The following is a 19,166-nucleotide window of genomic DNA, read 5'->3' as shown; positions in this document are numbered from 1 at the left end:
TTCAGCGAAACCAGAGCAAAGTGATCAAGCCCCGCGCATAGCGCAAGGTTAGGCAGAAGAAAGGACTAAAGCGCGTTGCGCCAGTGCTGCTCACCTACGAGCAAAATAGTGGATGAGGTACGAAGATGGGTAAATGTAGAAAATAACGTCCTGAACAAATTGTCCATAATATTACAATTATCCGCAGTGTTGCTTCTCATCATCGCGGATGATAATTGTCCTCGGTAGTTGAACACGCCTGATTTGTATCATAGCTTAAGAATTAACTCAAAATATTTTCACTTCTTTACCTGAGCAGTTTGATTTTCGTTATGATGACGGAACGAAAAAGACATTATTATTAGCAAAGAAAGAAAAAACGGGGACAAGCATGGCAAAGCCGATCATCACGCTCAATGGTCTAAAAATCGTCATTATGTTGGGAATGCTGGTCATTATTCTCTGCGGTATCCGTTTTGCCGCCGAGATCATCGTGCCGTTTATTCTCGCATTATTTATTGCTGTTATTCTTAACCCGCTGGTGCAACACATGGTCCGCTGGCGAGTGCCGCGTGTACTGGCGGTGTCGATTTTGATGACCATCATCGTGATGGCTATGGTGTTGCTGTTAGCTTATCTGGGTTCCGCGCTCAACGAGTTGACGCGGACGTTACCGCAATATCGCAACTCTATTATGACGCCGCTGCAAGCTCTTGAGCCGTTGTTGCAACGCGTAGGGATTGACGTCTCAGTTGACCAACTGGCGCATTACATTGATCCGAACGCGGCGATGACGTTGCTCACCAACTTATTGACGCAGTTATCTAATGCCATGTCATCAATATTTTTATTGCTGCTGACGGTGTTGTTTATGCTGCTCGAAGTGCCACAATTGCCCGGAAAATTTCAGCAAATGATGGCGCGTCCGGTTGAAGGGATGGCGGCGATTCAGCGCGCGATTGACAGTGTGTCTCATTATCTGGTGCTGAAAACAGCCATCAGCATCATCACCGGCCTGGTCGCCTGGGCGATGCTCGCCGCACTCGATGTTCGCTTCGCTTTTGTCTGGGGATTGCTGGCCTTTGCGCTTAATTACATCCCGAATATTGGTTCAGTCCTCGCGGCAATCCCCCCTATCGCTCAGGTACTGGTGTTTAATGGCTTCTACGAAGCGTTGCTGGTGCTGGCGGGATATCTGCTGATTAATCTGGTCTTCGGCAATATTCTGGAGCCGCGGATCATGGGGCGTGGGCTGGGGCTTTCCACATTGGTGGTATTTCTGTCGTTGATTTTTTGGGGATGGTTGTTAGGACCGGTGGGTATGCTGCTTTCCGTGCCGTTGACAATTATTGTCAAAATTGCGCTTGAACAAACAGCGGGAGGTCAAAGCATCGCCGTTCTGTTAAGCGATCTCAATAAAGAGTGACGGCCTCCGCAGAGGCCGTCAAGTTTACAGAGCTTTCAGGATTGCATCCACGCTGGCTTTGGCGTCACCAAACAGCATGTGGGTGTTTTCCTTGAAGAACAGCGGGTTTTGCACACCAGCATAGCCAGTGTTCATCGAACGTTTAAAAACAATCACGTTCTGCGCTTTCCACACTTCCAGCACAGGCATACCAGCAATCGGACTCTTCGGATCATCCTGCGCCGCCGGGTTAACCGTATCGTTAGCACCAATCACCAGTACGGTATCGGTATCAGCGAAGTCATCGTTGATCTCGTCCATTTCCAGTACGATGTCATACGGTACTTTTGCTTCAGCCAGCAATACGTTCATATGCCCAGGCAAACGCCCCGCAACCGGGTGTATACCGAAACGCACGTTGATACCACGAGCGCGCAGTTTCTCGGTAATTTCAGCGACAGGATATTGCGCCTGCGCGACTGCCATGCCGTACCCCGGAGTAATGATCACTGAATGGGAGTTTTTCAGTAATTCCGCTGTCTCTTCTGCGGTGATTTCGCGGTGCTCGCCCACTTCCTGATCATCGCCAGCAGAAGAGCCGTCGGTGCCGAAACCACCCGCAATAACGCTGATAAAGGAACGGTTCATCGCCTTACACATAATGTAAGAAAGGATTGCCCCCGAAGAACCGACCAGCGCGCCGGTCACGATTAGCAGGTCGTTGCTAAGCATAAAGCCCGCTGCAGCTGCCGCCCAACCAGAGTATGAGTTCAGCATTGACACGACGACTGGCATATCTGCACCACCGATGGAGGCGACTAAATGCCAGCCGAATACCAGCGCAATAGCGGTCATTATCAGCAATGCCAGCACTTGCAGGCCTACGCTGTCCGTGCGAACAAATACAATCAGCAGCAGGAAGGAAACGACCAGAGCTGCCAGGTTCATTTTGTGACGGTTTGGCAGCATCAACGGTTTAGACGAAATCTTGCCACACAGTTTGCCGAACGCCACCACCGAACCCGTGAACGTTACCGCCCCGATGAAGATACCGAGGAACACTTCCGTCAGGTGAATATTGACCAGAATCGGTGCCATTCCCGCGTCATGATGCAGATAGCTGTTAAAGCCAACCAGCACTGCCGCCAGACCCACAAAGCTATGCAGGATCGCCACCAGTTCTGGCATTTCGGTCATTTCAACTTTCTTTGCCAGACGGATACCAATTGCCCCACCAATGACCATCGCCAGCAAGATCCAGCCAACATTACCCGTATCCGGTCCAAAGATGGTTGCGATTAACGCAATCGCCATCCCGGCGATACCGAAGTTGTTACCCTGGCGAGACGTTTCATGTTTCGAAAGCCCGGCCAGACTGAAGATAAACAGGATCGCGGCAACAATGTATGCAGCTGTAACTAATCCTCCAGACATATGTTACCCCTTAATTTTTGCGGAACATTTTCAGCATGCGCTGAGTCACGGTGAAGCCACCGAAAATATTAATGCTGGCTATAAGCACCGCGATAAAACTAAGGAAGCTAACCCAGCCGCCCTGGCCAATCTGCAACAGTGCTCCGACAACAATAATCCCTGAAATCGCGTTGGTGACCGACATCAACGGTGTATGCAGCGCGTGCGATACATTCCACACCACGTAATAACCGACAACGCAGGCCAGCGCAAAAACGGTGAAGTGCCCAAGAAACTCTTTCGGCGCAACGCTTGCCAGCCAACCGAAAAGGATGATTGCCAGCGCCATCAACGCGTATTTACGCCACGGTGAGCAGGCACATTTTTCCTCAGTTTTCACTTCCGGTGCCGATTTTTGTGCCGCCTGCGGCTGAGCAGATACCTGAATCGGCGGTGCCGGCCAGGTAATTTCGCCCGCACGGATCACGGTCACGCCGCGAATCACCACATCATCAAAATCAACCGTGATGTTGCCGTCTTTCTCTTTGCATAACAGTTTCAGCAGATTAACGAGGTTTGTGCCGTAAAGCTGTGAGGATTGCGTCGGCAGACGGCCCGGAAGATCGGTATAACCAATCACTTTGACACCATTTTCCGTAGTGAAAATTTCACCCGGTACGGTGTATTCACAGTTGCCGCCGTTTTGGGCTGCCAGGTCGACAATCACACTGCCCGACTTCATGGAGTCAACCATTTCACGGGTAATCAGCTTCGGCGCTGGTTTGCCTGGAATAAGCGCGGTGGTGACAATGATATCGACCTCTTTTGCCTGGGCGGCAAAGAGCTCCATTTCCGCTTTGATGAACGCATCCGACATCACTTTGGCATAGCCATCGCCGCTGCCCGCTTCCTCTTTAAAGTCCAGCTCGAGGAATTCCGCGCCCATACTTTGAACTTGTTCTTTCACTTCCGGGCGGGTGTCGAATGCACGCACAATCGCGCCGAGACTATTGGCTGCGCCAATGGCGGCCAGACCTGCAACACCCGCACCAATCACCATCACTTTTGCCGGTGGCACTTTCCCTGCCGCCGTAATTTGCCCGGTAAAGAAGCGCCCAAATTCATGTGCCGCTTCAACAATGGCGCGATAACCAGCGATGTTCGCCATCGAACTGAGTGCGTCCAGCGATTGTGCGCGTGAGATACGCGGCACAGAGTCCATCGCCATCACGGTCACGTTACGTTCCGCAAGTTTTTGCATTAATTCCGGATTCTGCGCAGGCCAGATAAAACTCACCAGCGTTGTCCCTGGATTCAGTAACGCAATTTCATTATCTAACGGCGCATTGACCTTCAGAATGATCTCTGACTGCCAGACGTTATTCCCTTCTACAATTTCGGCGCCCGCTTGCACAAACGCTTTATCGTCAAAACTTGCCAGTTGACCCGCGCCGCTCTCTACCGCGACGGTAAAACCCAGTTTCAGCAGCTGTTCCACTGTTTTTGGCGTTGCTGCAACACGGGTTTCATTGGTTAACCGTTCTCTTGGTATGCCAATTCGCATGATATTCCCTTCCATCGGTTTTATTGATGATGGTTTGCCTGTGTCAGGATCCACACAAGCCGCTCATGTACGAGCTAAATGTTACTCCGTTAAAATAAATTAGTAACAAACGCCCTATAACGTACTGAAAATTATGCCTGTGATCTAGCGCCAAAAATCAGTATTTCGGCGTGAACTCGCAAAATATTAACGATTCAGCCGTGATAGTGGGATAAACACCTTAGAACGCTAGATAAAGACTGATAATTATCTTCGGTGGACAGGTAAAACGTGATATCGCCCCGGCACGAATCATTACTTAACATTAAATTAACTTATACAATTCAGTTGCTTCAGTAGTATTGATGCTGATACGGCTGTTTTTTAAGCATAGACCGTCATTTGAACAGGATTAAAATTGGCTTAAGGAATGTGATATGAAAAATGACGCAGACAGTTACACCGTTTAAATGCAATAATCAGCCACGTTTCTCGTTAATAACAATACCAGTACCTGGTTTGCGCAAGGCGAAGGATTATTTTTATGAAGCTTAAGAACACCCTCCTGGCGTCGGCACTGCTTTCTGCTACGGCCTTTTCCGTTAACGCAGCAACAGAACTGACACCGGAGCAAGCGGCAGCGGTTAAACCTTTTGACCGTGTAGTGGTTACCGGTCGTTTTAATGCTATTGGCGAAGCGGTGAAAGCCGTTTCTCGTCGCGCTGATAAAGAAGGTGCCGCCTCTTTTTATGTTGTCGACACTTCTGATTTTGGTAACAGCGGTAACTGGCGTGTGGTCGCTGACCTCTATAAAGCCGATGCTGAAAAAGCCGAAGAAACAAGTAATCGCGTTATCAACGGTGTTGTCGAACTGCCAAAAGATCAGGCCGTTCTGATTGAACCGTTTGATACGGTTACCGTTCAGGGCTTCTATCGTAGCCAGCCTGAAGTCAATGACGCCATCACCAAAGCGGCAAAAGCGAAAGGCGCTTACGCTTTCTACATTGTTCGTCAAATCGATGCTAACCAGGGCGGTAACCAGCGCATTACAGCGTTCATCTATAAAAAAGATGCTAAGAAACGCGTCGTACAAAGCCCGGATGTGATCCCGGCAGATTCCGAAGCGGGACGTGCAGCTCTGGCTGCGGGTGGCGAAGCAGCGAAGAAAGTAGAGATCCCAGGGGTTGCGACAACCGCATCACCAAGTTCTGAAGTTGGTCGCTTCTTTGAAACCCAGTCATCAAAAGGCGGGCGTTACACTGTCACGCTTCCTGATGGTACTAAAGTCGAAGAACTGAACAAAGCAACAGCAGCGATGATGGTTCCATTCGACAGCATCAAATTCTCTGGCAACTATGGCAACATGACCGAAGTCTCCTATCAGGTTGCGAAACGTGCCGCGAAGAAAGGCGCTAAGTATTACCACATCACCCGCCAGTGGCAGGAACGTGGTAATAACCTCACCGTTAGCGCAGATCTGTATAAATAACTATTCAGTTACCACTATAAGGCGGCTTAATGCCGCCTTTCGCATTTTTAGTCACAAATTTCCCCACGACCATTGCATGCAGACACATCTCTTCGTAAAATCCCGCGCTTCAGTGGCAAACTCCATTTTTATGCGTTTTGCCCTAATATTTATTCTTCTAATCACGTTTTAACCACTGGATATCGATGGAAAAGAAACTGGGACTGAGCGCACTCACCGCGCTGGTATTAAGCTCAATGCTGGGCGCGGGTGTTTTCAGTCTGCCGCAAAATATGGCGGCAGTTGCCAGCCCGGCAGCACTGCTCATCGGCTGGAGCATTACTGGTGCTGGCATTTTATTGCTGGCCTTTGCCATGCTGATCCTCACACGCATTCGCCCCGAGCTTGACGGCGGCATCTTTACCTATGCCCGCGAAGGGTTTGGTGAGTTAATCGGCTTTTGTTCCGCATGGGGGTACTGGCTGTGCGCGGTTATCGCCAACGTCTCCTATCTGGTGATCGTTTTTTCCGCGTTAAGCTTTTTTACGGACACGCCGGAATTGCGTCTGTTTGGCGATGGCAATACCTGGCAATCGATCGTCGGTGCCTCGGCTTTATTGTGGATTGTTCACTTTTTGATCCTGCGCGGGGTACAAACCGCTGCCAGCATTAACCTGGTGGCGACACTGGCAAAATTGTTGCCGCTGGGCCTGTTTATTGTGCTGGCGATGATGATGTTCAAACTGGACACCTTCAAGCTCGACTTTACTGGCCTTGCACTTGGCGTACCGGTATGGGAACAGGTGAAAAACACCATGCTGATCACCCTGTGGGTTTTCATTGGTGTGGAAGGTGCTGTGGTCGTTTCGGCGCGTGCGCGTAATAAACGTGATGTAGGTAAAGCAACACTGCTGGCGGTTCTCTCCGCTCTGGGCGTTTACTTGCTGGTAACGCTGCTTTCGCTGGGCGTGGTAGCACGTCCTGAACTGGCTGAAATTCGTAACCCGTCAATGGCCGGTCTGATGGTGGAAATGATGGGACCGTGGGGCGAAATCATCATCGCTGCCGGTTTGATCGTTTCCGTTTGCGGTGCGTACTTAAGCTGGACCATCATGGCGGCAGAAGTTCCGTTCCTGGCAGCCACCCATAAAGCATTCCCGCGCATTTTCGCGCGCCAGAACGCACAAGCCGCGCCATCCGCCTCACTGTGGCTGACCAATATCTGCGTGCAAATTTGTCTGGTACTGATCTGGCTGACCGGTTCCGATTACAACACATTGCTGACCATCGCCTCAGAAATGATTCTGGTGCCTTATTTCCTGGTCGGCGCGTTCTTGCTGAAAATTGCAACCCGTCCACTGCATAAAGCGGTAGGTGTCGGTGCCTGCATTTATGGCTTATGGTTATTGTACGCCTCTGGTCCAATGCATCTGCTGTTGTCCGTCGTTCTGTATGCGCCAGGGCTACTGGTCTTCCTGTACGCGCGTAAAACGCATACACATGATAATGTACTGAATCGTCAGGAAATGGTGCTGATTGGCATGCTGTTAATTGCCTCAGTTCCGGCGACCTGGATGCTGGTGGGATAACGTTCATCCCATCGTTGGATAGCAAAGGAGATAACGATGGGTAAAACCCAGCCCTTGCCAATATTAATTACTGGAGGCGGCCGTCGCATCGGCCTCGCCCTCGCATGGCATTTCATTAATCAAAAGCAACCGGTGATAGTCAGCTATCGGACACACTATCCTGCCATTGATGGGCTGATGAATGCGGGTGCGCTGTGTATTCAGGCTGATTTTTCGACCAACGACGGTGTGATGGCGTTTGCCGATGAAGTGCTAAAAAGCACCCACGGCCTGCGTGCGGTGTTGCACAATGCCAGTGCGTGGATGGCAGAAAAACCAGGTATGCCACTCACCGACGTACTGGCCTGCATGATGCAGATCCACGTTAATGTCCCATACCTACTTAACCACGCGCTGGAAAGATTACTGCGTGGGCACGGACACGCCGCCAGCGATATCATTCACTTTACCGATTATGTGGTGGAGCGCGGTAGCGACAAACATATTGCCTATGCTGCAAGCAAAGCGGCACTGGATAATATGACCCGCTCGTTTGCCCGCAAGCTGGCACCGGAAGTGAAAGTGAATTCTATTGCGCCATCGCTGATCCTGTTTAATGAGCATGATGATGCCGAATATCGACAACAGGCGCTGAATAAATCACTGATGAAAACCGCGCCTGGCGAGAAAGAAGTGATCGACCTGGTCGATTACTTACTTACCAGCTGCTTTGTCACCGGACGCAGTTTCCCTCTTGATGGCGGTCGTCATCTGCGTTAATGCAGCTTAATCCAGCATATAATCAACACCCATGCGCTTATCCCCCAGCATGCAACAGAACCAACAAAAGCGGCGGGCAAGCGCATCATTCCGGTGAAATACCACAGCGACGCCAGGTAAACAAAATAGGGAATAATCGACCACATGCTAAAAATGATGGTTGCGCGTAAGGCTTCAATGCCGCGTTCGCTGGCAACAATATAATGCGCGATGAGCGCAAAGGTCGGGAAAAGTGGAATCAGCCCGGCGATATAATAATTTTTCGTTTTTGCTAAAACACCAATCAACAGCACTACCAGCGCACCGAGCGCGGCTTTGATTACCAGCCCCATCTTTTTACCTTAACACTTCCATAACAAGTCACCAGTAGAATACCTGATGAAACCTTGTTTAGAAACGATTGATAGTAAGTAAAAACAGCGCGGTGTATTGTGACGTTTTTATATCTACCGTGAATAATATGAACACTATCGTATTTGTGGAAGATGATGCGGAAGTCGGTTCACTGATTGCCGCGTACCTGGCAAAACATGATATGCAGGTTACCGTAGAGCCGCGCGGCGACCAGGCCGAAGAAACTATTCTGCGAGAAAATCCGGATTTGGTGTTACTCGATATCATGCTACCAGGCAAGGACGGCATGACCATTTGTCGTGATTTACGCGCAAAGTGGTCCGGACCGATTGTTCTTCTAACCTCTCTCGATAGCGATATGAACCACATCCTGGCACTAGAAATGGGTGCCTGCGACTATATTCTCAAAACGACGCCCCCTGCTGTTTTGTTAGCGCGTTTACGTTTGCATTTGCGTCAGAATGAGCAAGCCACACTGAGCAAAGGTCTTCAGGAAACGACGCTGACTCCCTACAAAGCCATGCATTTCGGCACGTTGACTATCGATCCCATCAACCGCGTAGTCACTCTGGCTAATGCTGAAATCTCGCTCTCGACGGCTGATTTCGAATTATTGTGGGAATTAGCCACTCATGCCGGGCAAATCATGGACCGCGATGCATTGCTGAAGAACTTACGTGGCGTCAGTTATGATGGTCTGGATCGTAGCGTGGATGTGGCTATTTCGCGATTAAGAAAAAAACTGCTCGATAACGCCGCAGAACCTTATCGCATTAAAACTGTGCGTAACAAAGGCTATCTTTTTGCGCCTCATGCATGGGAATAAGCGATGAAAAAACTGTTTATCCAGTTTTACCTGTTATTGTTTGTCTGCTTCCTTGTGATGTCTCTGCTGGTTGGGCTGGTGTACAAATTTACCGCCGAACGCGCGGGCAAACAGTCGCTGGATGATTTGATGAACAGTTCGCTGTATCTGATGCGCAGCGAATTGCGTGAGATCCCCCCACACGATTGGGGTAAGACGCTGAAAGAGATGGATTTAAATCTCTCTTTCGATCTGCGTGTCGAGCCGCTGAGTAAATATCATCTTGATGATATTTCCATGCACCGGCTGCGTGGCGGCGAAATTGTCGCCCTGGACGATCAGTACACTTTTTTGCAACGCATCCCGCGCAGCCACTACGTGCTGGCAGTTGGTCCTGTTCCTTATCTTTATTACCTCCATCAGATGCGATTACTGGATATCGCCCTAATCGCTTTTATTGCCATTTCCCTCGCCTTTCCGGTGTTTATCTGGATGCGTCCGCACTGGCAGGATATGTTAAAACTGGAAGCAGCGGCGCAACGATTTGGCGATGGGCATCTCAATGAGCGTATCCACTTTGATGAGGATTCAAGCTTTGAACGACTTGGTGTCGCATTTAACCAGATGGCGGACAATATCAACGCCTTGATCGCCAGCAAAAAACAGCTTATTGACGGAATCGCTCACGAACTGCGAACGCCGTTAGTGCGCTTGCGTTATCGACTGGAAATGAGCGATAACCTGAGCGCCGCCGAATCCCAGGCATTGAATCGTGATATCAGTCAACTTGAAGCTTTAATTGAAGAGTTGCTGACTTATGCCCGACTCGATCGCCCACAAAACGAGCTTCATCTTAGCGAACCAGACCTGCCGTTGTGGCTGTCAACGCATCTGGCAGACATTCAGGCAGTAACGCCCGATAAAACGGTACGGATTAAAACGCTCGCGCAAGGCCATTATGCGGCGTTGGATATGCGCTTAATGGAGCGCGTGCTGGATAATTTGCTCAATAACGCCCTGCGCTACTGTCACTCAACGGTTGAAACCAGCCTGCTACTGTCGGGAAATAGAGCGACATTAATTGTTGAGGATGATGGCCCAGGGATTGCCCCAGAAAACCGCGAACATATCTTTGAACCTTTTGTTCGCCTCGATCCCAGCCGGGATCGCTCAACCGGCGGCTGCGGGCTGGGGCTGGCAATTGTCCACTCTATAGCACTAGCAATGGGCGGTACGGTTAATTGTGACACCAGCGAACTGGGGGGTGCCCGCTTCTCGTTTAGCTGGCCGTTATGGCATAACATCCCGCAATTTACCTCTGCCTGACACTACGCGCACGGTGGTCAGGCTGTCGATACTGTGTTATAAAATAAAGTATGTTGTAACTAAAGTGGTTAATATTATGGCGCGTTACGATCTCGTAGACCGACTCAACACTACCTTTCGCCAGATGGAACAAGAGCTAGCTGCATTTGCCGCTGAGCTAGAACAGCACAAATTGCTGGTTGCCCGCGTGTTCTCTTTACCGGAGGTGAAAAAAGAGGATGAGCATAATCCGCTTAATCGTATTGAGGTAAAGCAACATCTCGGCAAAGAGGCGCAGGCGCTGGCGATACGTCATTTCCGCCATTTGTTTATTCAGCAACAGTCCGAAAATCGCAGCAGCAAGGCTGCTGTTCGACTGCCTGGCGTGTTGTGTTACCAGGTCGATAACCTTTCGCAAGCAGCGTTGGTCAGTCATATTCAGCACATCAATCAACTCAAGACTACGTTCGAGCATATCGTCACGGTTGAGTCAGAACTTCCCACAGCGGCGCGTTTTGAATGGGTGCATCGTCATTTGCCGGGGCTGATCACCCTTAATGCTTACCGAACGCTCACTGTTCTGCACGACCCCGCCACTTTACGTTTTGGCTGGGCCAATAAACATATCATTAAGAATTTGCATCGTGATGAAGTCCTGGCACAGCTGGAAAAAAGCCTGAAATCACCGCGCAGTGTCGCACCGTGGACGCGCGAGGAGTGGCAACGAAAACTGGAGAGAGAGTATCAGGATATTGCTACCCTGCCACAGGACGCGAAGTTAAAAATCAAACGTCCGGTGAAGGTGCAGCCGATTGCCCGCGTCTGGTACAAGGGAGATCAAAAACAAGTACAACACGCTTGCCCTACGCCGCTTATTGCGCTGATTAATCGGGATAATGGCGCGGGCGTGCCGGACGTTGGGGAGTTGTTAAATTACGATGCCGACAATGTGCAACACCGTTATAAACCACAGGCGCAGCCGCTTCGTTTGATCATTCCCCGGCTGCACCTGTATGTTGCAGATTAACGCCCTGCTTTCATACTGCCGACCATCTGTTCTGGCCGTACCCAGCTGTCAAACTCGGCTTCGCTAAGATACCCCAGCGCAAGGGCCGCAGCTTTTAAGGTCAGCCCTTCTTTATGCGCTTTTTTGGCGATCTCGGCGGCTTTGTCATAACCAATGTGAGTGTTGAGCGCAGTCACCAGCATCAGCGATTCATTGAGTAATTGATTGATTCGCTCACGATTCGGTTCAATTCCCACTGCGCAGTGTTTGTTGAAACTTTCCATGCCATCTGCCAGCAAGCGCACCGATTGCAGGAAATTGTGGATCACCATCGGACGGAAGACGTTCAGTTCAAAGTTACCGGAAGCGCCCCCCATGTTGATCGCCACGTCGTTCCCCATCACCTGACAGCAGAGCATGGTTAATGCCTCACACTGGGTTGGGTTCACTTTCCCCGGCATGATTGAGCTGCCCGGCTCATTTTCCGGGATTGAGATTTCACCAATTCCGCAGCGCGGGCCTGAGGCCAGCCAGCGGACATCATTGGCAATTTTCATCAGTGACGCAGCCAACCCTTTCAACGCGCCGTGCGCCTGAACCAGGGCATCACAGGTCGCCAGCGCTTCAAATTTGTTCGGCGCGGTAACAAACGGTGCGCAGGTAATGACTGCCAGTTCATCTGCCACGCGACGCGCATACTCCGGATGGGTATTTAGTCCAGTACCCACAGCTGTACCGCCCATAGCCAGTTCCGCTACATGCGGCAGGCTGTATTCGATATGTTTGAGATTATGCTCCAGCATCGCTACCCAGCCGGAAATCTCCTGCCCCAGTGTTAGCGGCGTGGCATCCTGCAAGTGGGTACGACCAATTTTGACGATATCGGCAAATGCGCGCGATTTCTCATTCAGCGTCTGTGTCAGGGTTTTAAGCTGCGGAATGAGTTGCTTGCGCAGCGCCAGTAGCGCCGCAACGTGCATCGCCGTCGGAAAGACATCATTGGAACTTTGGCTTTTGTTCACGTCGTCGTTAGGGTGAACTTTACGCTCCATCCCGCGCACGCCGCCAAGTAATTCACTGGCCCGATTAGCCAGCACTTCGTTCATGTTCATATTACTTTGCGTGCCGGAGCCGGTCTGCCAGATTGCCAGCGGGAATTCGTCGTCATGCTGTCCTGCCAATACTTCATCCGCCGCCTGCCGAATGGCGCTCGCTTTCTCTTCAGACAGCAAGCCTAAATCTTCATTAACTTTTGCCGCTGCGCGCTTGGTTAGCGCCAGCGCATGAATCAGTGAGGTGGGCATTTTCTCCGTCGAAATGCGGAAATGCTCCAGCGAGCGTTGAGTTTGTGCGCCCCACAGCTTATCTGCCGGGACATCAATCGCCCCCATCGAATCTTTTTCGCTGCGTACTGTATTCATGGCCTGCTCCTCACCTGATTAATTTTTTCTTTCTGTTTTGCTTTCGTTAAGCAACTTTTAGCTCACTCATTATTTACTATTTGATAACAAATGTTTGGTCTTTCGTGCCATGTAAAAAAACCGCCCCGAAGGGCGGCTCTGTTTATTTCACACAGCGGGTGCACTGTGTGAGTTGTATCTGCTGGAAGAAGTCATTTCCTTTATCATCCACAAGGATAAACGCCGGGAAATCTTCTACTTCAATTTTCCAGATGGCTTCCATTCCCAGTTCCGGATATTCAACACATTCCAGGCTCTTAATACTTCCCTGCGCCAATACTGCTGCCGGACCACCGATACTACCGAGGTAGAAACCGCCGTGTTTTTTACAGGCATCCGTCACCTGCTGGCTGCGGTTGCCTTTCGCCAGCATGATCATACTGCCGCCCTGCGCTTGCAGTTGATCGACATAAGAATCCATCCGTCCGGCGGTCGTTGGGCCAAGAGAACCGGAGGCATAACCTTCCGGCGTTTTGGCCGGACCCGCATAGTAAATCGGATGATCTTTGATGTACTGCGGCAGCCCTTCACCGTTATCCATCCGCTCTTTCAGTTTGGCGTGAGCAATATCACGACCGACGATAATCGTGCCATTCAGCGATAAGCGTGTAGAAACGGGATACTGCGACAACTGTGCGAGGATCTCTTTCATCGGACGGTTAAGGTCAACGCGCACCGCTTCGCCTTCTCCCGCTTTGCGCAGCTCTTCCGGGATATATTTGCCTGGATTATGTTCCAGTTTTTCGATCCAGATCCCCTGACGGTTGATCTTCGCTTTGATATTACGGTCAGCAGAACAGGAGACGCCCATACCGACCGGGCAGGATGCGCCGTGACGTGGCAGGCGAATCACGCGGATGTCGTGAGCGAAGTATTTACCACCAAACTGCGCACCCAGACCAAGATTTTGCGCTTCGATCAGCAATTCTTTTTCAAGTTCCACATCGCGGAACGCCTGACCGTGCTCATTTCCTTCCGTTGGCAGTTCATCATAGTATTTAGCGGAAGCCAGTTTCACCGTTTTAAGATTCGTTTCTGCAGAAGTTCCACCAATAACGAACGCAATATGATACGGAGGACAGGCCGCCGTACCCAGCGTGCGCATCTTCTCAACCAGGTAATTTTTCAGTTTCCCCGGCGTCAGTAACGCTTTGGTTTCCTGATAGAGATACGTCTTGTTTGCCGAACCGCCACCTTTGGCGATACAGAGGAACTTGTACTCGTCACCATCAACGGCATAAAGATCGATCTGCGCTGGTAAGTTAGTGCCGGTATTCACCTCTTTATACATATCCAGCGGCGCGTTTTGCGAGTAGCGCAGATTATCCTCGATATAAGTGTTATAGACACCGCGCGCCAGCGCTGCTTCATCACCGCCACCGGTCCATACACGCTGCCCTTTTTTACCAACAATAATCGCGGTGCCGGTATCCTGACAGGTTGGCAGAACGCCTTTTGCCGCGATGTCGGAGTTACGCAGGAATTGCAGCGCCACATATTTATCATTTTCGCTGGCTTCCGGGTCACGCAGAATGTCGGCCACCTGTTGTTGGTGAGCCGGACGCAGCATAAATGACGCATCATGAAACGCTTGACGCGCCAACAAAGTTAACGCTTCGGGTGCGACTTTCAAAATCTCCTGCCCTTCAAATTCAGATACGCTAACGTGTTCGCTGGTTAGCAGGTAATACTCAGTATCATCTTTTTTGAGTGGAAAAGGAGCCTGATAATGAAAGGGTTTGTTTGACATTGTTCTCTCACTTACTGCCTGGTTTGGTTATGCTCTGGGCGGGTGTTCCGTTGCCCTGTTAAAAGCGAGTAACAATATCCTACACACTTTTTTAACAAAAACTGAGACTAGTACGACTTTTTGCTGCTCCAGGTTACTTCCCGTAGGATTCTTGCTTTAATAGCGGGATTAATTTCCACATTTAAACAGGGATTGATCATGCAAAAACTCATTAACTCAGTGCAAAACTATGCCTGGGGCAGCAAAACGGCGTTGACTGAACTTTATGGTATGGAAAATCCGTCCAGCCAGCCGATGGCCGAGCTGTGGATGGGCGCACATCCGAAAAGCAGTTCACAGGTGAAGAATGCCGCCGGAGATATCGTTTCACTGCGTGATGTGATTGAGAGTGATAAATCGACTCTGCTCGGAGAGGCCGTTGCCAAACGCTTTGGCGAACTACCTTTCCTGTTCAAAGTATTGTGCGCAGCACAGCCGCTCTCCATTCAGGTTCATCCAAACAAACGCAATTCTGAAATCGGTTTTGCCAAAGAAAATGCTGCAGGTATTCCGATGGATGCCGCTGAGCGTAACTATAAAGATCCTAACCACAAGCCGGAGCTGGTTTTTGCGCTGACGCCTTTCCTTGCGATGAACGCGTTTCGTGAGTTTTCCGAGATTGTCTCCCTACTCCAGCCAGTCGCAGGTGCACATCCGGCGATTGCTCACTTTTTACAACAGCCTGATGCCGAACGTTTAAGCGAACTGTTCGCCAGCCTGCTGAATATGCAGGGGGAAGAAAAATCCCGCGCGCTGGCGATTTTAAAATCGGCGCTCGACAGTCAGCAGGGTGAACCGTGGCAAACGATTCGTTTAATTTCTGAATTTTACCCGGATGACAGCGGTCTGTTCTCCCCGCTGTTGCTGAATGTGGTGAAATTGAATCCTGGCGAAGCGATGTTCCTGTTCGCTGAAACGCCGCACGCTTACCTGCAAGGTGTGGCGCTGGAAGTGATGGCGAACTCCGATAACGTGCTGCGTGCGGGTCTGACGCCTAAATATATTGATATTCCGGAACTGGTTGCCAACGTGAAGTTCGAAGCCAAACCGGCTAACCAGTTGTTGACCCAGCCAGTGAAACAAGGTGCAGAACTGGACTTCCCGATTCCGGTGGATGATTTTGCCTTCTCGCTGCATGACCTTAGTGATAAAGAAACCACCATCAGCCAGCAGAGTGCCGCCATTTTGTTCTGCGTCGAAGGCGATGCAACGCTGTGTAAAGGTTCTCAGCAGTTACAGCTTAAACCGGGTGAATCAGCGTTTATTGCCGCCAACGAATCACCGGTGACTGTCAAAGGCCACGGCCGTTTAGCGCGTGTTTACAACAAGCTGTAAGAGCTTACTGAAAAAATTAACATCTCTTGCTAAGCTTATTAAAGGCTTATAACACCTTCAGGCGGCCAGTCCGCCTGATTTCATTTTATGGATAATCATTATGAATAAATCGCTGGTAGCGGTAGGCGTCATTGTTGCGCTAGGCGTAGTCTGGACAGGCGGCGCATGGTATACAGGCAAGAAGATAGAAACCCATCTCGAAGACATGGTCGCGCAGGCGAACGCGCAACTCAAACTGACAGCTCCTGAATCCAACCTGGAAGTAAGTTATCAAAACTATCATCGCGGCGTATTCAGCAGCCAGTTGCAGCTGTTGGTGAAACCCGTTGCCGGAAAAGAAAATCCGTGGATTAAAAGTGGTCAGAGCGTCATCTTCAACGAATCAGTTGATCATGGCCCCTTCCCCTTTGCCCAGCTTAAAAAACTGAACCTGATCCCGTCTATGGCATCAATTCAAACCACGCTGGTCAATAACGAAGTAAGCAAGCCACTGTTTGATATGGCAAAGGGTGAAACGCCTTTTGAGATTAACTCCCGCATTGGTTATAGCGGTGATTCCAGTTCCGATATTTCGCTCAAGCCACTGAATTACGAGCAAAAGGATGAAAAAGTCGCCTTTAGCGGCGGCGAGTTCCAGTTAAATGCTGACAGAGACGGTAAAACTATCTCCCTTTCAGGGGAGGCGCAAAGTGGTCGGATAGACGCGGTTAACGAATACAACCAGAAAGTGCAGTTGACCTTTAATAATCTGAAAACCGACGGTTCCAGCACGCTGGCAAGTTTTGGTGAGCGCGTAGGAAACCAAAAACTGTCGCTGGAGAAAATGACCATTTCAGTGGAAGGCAAAGAACTGGCACTGCTGGAAGGCATGGAGATCAGCGGTAAATCGGATCTGGTCAATGACGGTAAAACGATCAATAGCCAACTGGATTACTCGCTAAATAGCCTTAAGGTACAGAATCAGGATCTGGGCAGCGGCAAGCTGACTTTAAAAGTCGGCCAGATTGATGGCGAAGCCTGGCATCAGTTTAGTCAGCAATATAACGCGCAAACTCAGGCGCTTCTGGCACAGCCAGAGATTGCCAACAATCCCGAACTTTATCAGGAGAAAGTGACGGAAGCCTTCTTTAGCGCCCTGCCGCTGATGTTGAAAGGCGATCCGGTGATCACTATCGCGCCGTTAAGCTGGAAAAACAGTCAGGGTGAAAGTGCGTTGAATCTGTCGCTGTTCCTGAAAGATCCGGCAACGACAAAAGAAGCGCCGCAAACGCTGGCACAGGAAGTAGACCGCTCGGTTAAATCTCTGGATGCGAAACTGACCATTCCGGTGGATATGGCAACTGAGTTGATGACTCAGGTAGCGAAGCTGGAAGGTTATCAGGAAGATCAAGCGAAAAAACTGGCGAAACAGCAAGTTGAAGGTGCATCAGCAATGGGGCAGATGTTCCGTCTGACCACCTTGCAGGACAATACCATCACCACCAGCCTGCAATATGCTAACGGTCAGATCACGTTAAACGGCCAGAAAATGCCACTGGAAGATTTTGTTGGCATGTTTGCGATGCCGGCATTAAACGTTCCGGCTGTACCCGCTATTCCGCAGCAGTAATTCACAGCCAAAATGCCGGAGATTTTTCTCTCCGGCGTTTTTTCTTACTTCAGCATAAAGTCATACTGAATACTCATTTTCACATCCCAGTAATTCAGGCGATCGCCCAGTGTACTGCCATCGCGCTTTTCCCGCCCTTTATCGGCAGCAAGAAAGAAATTCATCCCTTGTAACGGCCCTTCGCTGACCCGATAGTTCATACCACCTAAGATAACCGCGCCTTCAATCCGCACATCTCGTTTACTGGATTCATAGCCGCGAGTCACAATCGGTGCAAATGTCAGCGTAAATTGCGGAGTTAAACGATAATTGACGCCCAATTGCCAGGACTGCATTCCTTCACGGTTACGATCAAGACTTAATGAAAAGGGATAGCCAATGTCGGTGTCCACCACGGCACCATTCATTGCATGGCGCAAATAACCACCACTGCCAAATACGCTTCCCCACGGCGCATTCCAGGTCAATTGTCCACTAACCAACGCCGTTTCATTGGGCTGGCTGGTATTACGACTTAAACCTTCGAGTTGCGCGTAAAAGCCGAGCAACTCCCCTTTCAACGTATAATTCGGGTCGAGCGGTATGCTTTTCTCGAGAATACTTTGTATCTGATTGGAAACATCTTTCTGTACCGATGCCCCCAGAGAATAGCGACTGGTATCATCATGCCAACTGGCGGCTAAAAAAGAACGTGCGCGATGTTTATCGTATTTTCCCGTCTGGCTGTTATAAACCCCTTCATCACGAATACCGGTTGTTGAATCGGTCCATAAAAATACTCGTGACCGCCACATTCCCCACAGATCAATATTTGGCGTTAAAGCCCAGTAACCTAATGCTCCTTCAGAAACTGTCGGTAATGTACGTTGCGAACTGCCAGCCATTAACGGAATACGATAAGGTAAGCTACCATAACTATAATCCGTCCCGAAGCGACCTAATTTAAGCAGGCTATTTTCACTGGGTTTTATTTTTACTGCACCCAGGGCAAAGCCAAAACTTTTATCACCATCAAGATACCACCGGGTACTCATATCAGCACGAGCACCTAATTTATAAACATAATACGCCCCGCCTTCAACGCCAATAATATTGGAATAATAACCACTATTGAAATCGAGCAATCCTCCCTGTACCCATGCGTATATATCTCTTCCCGCGCCAGCACTGGGCTTATCCGCCCTGCGCAATTCGTTTTTCAGTCTGATGCGTAGTCCCGCTTCATCGTCAGCCAGTTGCGCCGCGTAAGCAGAGGTAAGGCCAGAGGCAGCCGTCAGGCAAATAACGGCCATGGCCACTATTTTTCTCATAGTTGCACCTTTGATGTTCTGATTATTTTTATTGAAT

The 19,166-nt window shown here is 50.0% G+C and carries 16 protein-coding genes; 9 read left to right on the top strand and 7 right to left on the bottom strand.

Annotation, left to right across the window (positions count from 1 at the left end):
• Positions 1–65: 65 nt before the first annotated feature.
• Positions 66–236 carry a protein YdgV gene (locus BGE37_RS25945; protein ID WP_085948401.1) on the bottom strand — a complete coding sequence of 57 codons (171 nt, stop codon included), beginning with the start codon at positions 234–236 and terminating at the stop codon, positions 66–68.
• A gap of 134 nt (positions 237–370) precedes the next feature.
• On the opposite strand from BGE37_RS25945, the gene tqsA reads away from it, so the two are divergent.
• The gene (gene tqsA / locus BGE37_RS09120; RefSeq protein ID WP_001118241.1) at positions 371–1,405 is read left to right on the top strand and encodes an AI-2 transporter TqsA; all 1,035 of its coding nucleotides are present in this window, start codon (positions 371–373) and stop codon (positions 1,403–1,405) included.
• 24 nt (positions 1,406–1,429) lie between these two features.
• On the opposite strand, the gene pntB is transcribed toward tqsA, so the two are convergent.
• Together pntB and pntA are read right to left on the bottom strand one after the other, a co-directional pair.
• The gene (gene pntB / locus BGE37_RS09115) at positions 1,430–2,818 is read right to left on the bottom strand and encodes a Re/Si-specific NAD(P)(+) transhydrogenase subunit beta (RefSeq protein ID WP_001689887.1); all 1,389 of its coding nucleotides are present in this window, start codon (positions 2,816–2,818) and stop codon (positions 1,430–1,432) included.
• Positions 2,819–2,828: 10 nt separating this feature from the next.
• Complete coding sequence (pntA, locus tag BGE37_RS09110) at positions 2,829–4,361, bottom strand: Re/Si-specific NAD(P)(+) transhydrogenase subunit alpha (protein WP_105277000.1); 1,533 nt, start codon at positions 4,359–4,361, stop codon at positions 2,829–2,831.
• A gap of 523 nt (positions 4,362–4,884) precedes the next feature.
• Here pntA and ydgH point away from each other — a divergent pair.
• The 3 genes from ydgH to folM all read left to right on the top strand — a co-directional run bounded on the left by ydgH (position 4,885) and on the right by folM (position 8,156).
• Positions 4,885–5,829, top strand: a complete 945-nt coding sequence (gene ydgH, locus BGE37_RS09105) for a DUF1471 family protein YdgH (RefSeq protein ID WP_000769317.1) — start codon at positions 4,885–4,887, stop codon at positions 5,827–5,829.
• 185 nt (positions 5,830–6,014) lie between these two features.
• Positions 6,015–7,397, top strand: a complete 1,383-nt coding sequence (locus BGE37_RS09095) for an amino acid permease (protein WP_000412394.1) — start codon at positions 6,015–6,017, stop codon at positions 7,395–7,397.
• Between the two features lie 36 nt (positions 7,398–7,433).
• Complete coding sequence (gene folM, locus BGE37_RS09090) at positions 7,434–8,156, top strand: dihydromonapterin reductase (protein ID WP_105276998.1); 723 nt, start codon at positions 7,434–7,436, stop codon at positions 8,154–8,156.
• Here the strand turns inward: folM and BGE37_RS09085 are convergent.
• Entirely contained in the window at positions 8,153–8,488 is a 336-nt protein-coding gene (locus BGE37_RS09085; RefSeq protein ID WP_000524861.1) for a GlpM family protein, read from the bottom strand. The two genes, folM and BGE37_RS09085, sit on opposite strands and share 4 nt — an antisense overlap.
• Before the next feature lie 128 nt (positions 8,489–8,616).
• Between BGE37_RS09085 and rstA the strand changes: the two genes are divergently transcribed.
• The 3 genes from rstA (at position 8,617) to tus (ending at position 11,647) form a co-directional block, all read left to right on the top strand.
• Positions 8,617–9,336, top strand: a complete 720-nt coding sequence (rstA, locus tag BGE37_RS09080) for a two-component system response regulator RstA (RefSeq protein WP_105276997.1) — start codon at positions 8,617–8,619, stop codon at positions 9,334–9,336.
• Between the two features lie 3 nt (positions 9,337–9,339).
• On the top strand, positions 9,340–10,641 hold the full coding sequence (gene rstB / locus BGE37_RS09075) for a two-component system sensor histidine kinase RstB (RefSeq protein WP_000732483.1): 1,302 nt from the start codon (positions 9,340–9,342) through the stop codon (positions 10,639–10,641).
• A gap of 76 nt (positions 10,642–10,717) precedes the next feature.
• Positions 10,718–11,647: a DNA replication terminus site-binding protein gene (gene tus, locus BGE37_RS09070; protein ID WP_105276996.1), complete on the top strand. Its 930-nt coding sequence runs from the start codon at positions 10,718–10,720 to the stop codon at positions 11,645–11,647.
• Here tus and fumC read toward each other — a convergent pair.
• Complete coding sequence (gene fumC / locus BGE37_RS09065; protein ID WP_001099088.1) at positions 11,644–13,047, bottom strand: class II fumarate hydratase; 1,404 nt, start codon at positions 13,045–13,047, stop codon at positions 11,644–11,646. The genes tus and fumC overlap by 4 nt on opposite strands.
• A 142-nt stretch (positions 13,048–13,189) precedes the next feature.
• Positions 13,190–14,836, bottom strand: a complete 1,647-nt coding sequence (gene fumB, locus BGE37_RS09060; RefSeq protein WP_000066639.1) for a class I fumarate hydratase — start codon at positions 14,834–14,836, stop codon at positions 13,190–13,192.
• A gap of 198 nt (positions 14,837–15,034) precedes the next feature.
• Here fumB and manA point away from each other — a divergent pair, with 198 nt between their 5' ends.
• Positions 15,035–16,210 (top strand): mannose-6-phosphate isomerase, encoded by a 1,176-nt coding sequence (gene manA / locus BGE37_RS09055; protein WP_105272224.1) that lies wholly within the window; start codon positions 15,035–15,037, stop codon positions 16,208–16,210.
• 100 nt (positions 16,211–16,310) lie between these two features.
• A complete protein-coding gene (locus tag BGE37_RS09050; RefSeq protein WP_001043385.1) occupies positions 16,311–17,819 on the top strand; it encodes a YdgA family protein in 1,509 nt (502 codons plus the stop codon).
• 44 nt (positions 17,820–17,863) lie between these two features.
• Here BGE37_RS09050 and uidC read toward each other — a convergent pair whose 3' ends face one another.
• Positions 17,864–19,129 (bottom strand): glucuronide uptake porin UidC, encoded by a 1,266-nt coding sequence (uidC, locus tag BGE37_RS09045; protein WP_105287958.1) that lies wholly within the window; start codon positions 19,127–19,129, stop codon positions 17,864–17,866.
• Positions 19,130–19,166 lie beyond the last annotated feature (37 nt).

It is taken from the genome of Escherichia sp. MOD1-EC6300 (assembly GCF_002965045.1).
GTDB lineage: Bacteria > Pseudomonadota > Gammaproteobacteria > Enterobacterales > Enterobacteriaceae > Escherichia > Escherichia coli_F.
Note: the sequence above shows the minus strand (reverse complement) of the source record. Positions and strands in the feature narration are given on the sequence as shown.

Coding starts and splice junctions, on each gene's coding strand:
- pntB (WP_001689887.1), bottom strand. CDS start 2,818: ATGTCTGGAGGATTAGTTACAGCTGCATACATTGTTGCCGCGATCCTG.
- fumB (WP_000066639.1), bottom strand. CDS start 14,836: ATGTCAAACAAACCCTTTCATTATCAGGCTCCTTTTCCACTCAAAAAA.
- rstA (WP_105276997.1), top strand. CDS start 8,617: ATGAACACTATCGTATTTGTGGAAGATGATGCGGAAGTCGGTTCACTG.
- fumC (WP_001099088.1), bottom strand. CDS start 13,047: ATGAATACAGTACGCAGCGAAAAAGATTCGATGGGGGCGATTGATGTC.
- uidC (WP_105287958.1), bottom strand. CDS start 19,129: ATGAGAAAAATAGTGGCCATGGCCGTTATTTGCCTGACGGCTGCCTCT.
- BGE37_RS09085 (WP_000524861.1), bottom strand. CDS start 8,488: ATGGGGCTGGTAATCAAAGCCGCGCTCGGTGCGCTGGTAGTGCTGTTG.
- tqsA (WP_001118241.1), top strand. CDS start 371: ATGGCAAAGCCGATCATCACGCTCAATGGTCTAAAAATCGTCATTATG.
- BGE37_RS09095 (WP_000412394.1), top strand. CDS start 6,015: ATGGAAAAGAAACTGGGACTGAGCGCACTCACCGCGCTGGTATTAAGC.
- BGE37_RS09050 (WP_001043385.1), top strand. CDS start 16,311: ATGAATAAATCGCTGGTAGCGGTAGGCGTCATTGTTGCGCTAGGCGTA.
- tus (WP_105276996.1), top strand. CDS start 10,718: ATGGCGCGTTACGATCTCGTAGACCGACTCAACACTACCTTTCGCCAG.
- ydgH (WP_000769317.1), top strand. CDS start 4,885: ATGAAGCTTAAGAACACCCTCCTGGCGTCGGCACTGCTTTCTGCTACG.
- pntA (WP_105277000.1), bottom strand. CDS start 4,361: ATGCGAATTGGCATACCAAGAGAACGGTTAACCAATGAAACCCGTGTT.
- folM (WP_105276998.1), top strand. CDS start 7,434: ATGGGTAAAACCCAGCCCTTGCCAATATTAATTACTGGAGGCGGCCGT.
- manA (WP_105272224.1), top strand. CDS start 15,035: ATGCAAAAACTCATTAACTCAGTGCAAAACTATGCCTGGGGCAGCAAA.
- rstB (WP_000732483.1), top strand. CDS start 9,340: ATGAAAAAACTGTTTATCCAGTTTTACCTGTTATTGTTTGTCTGCTTC.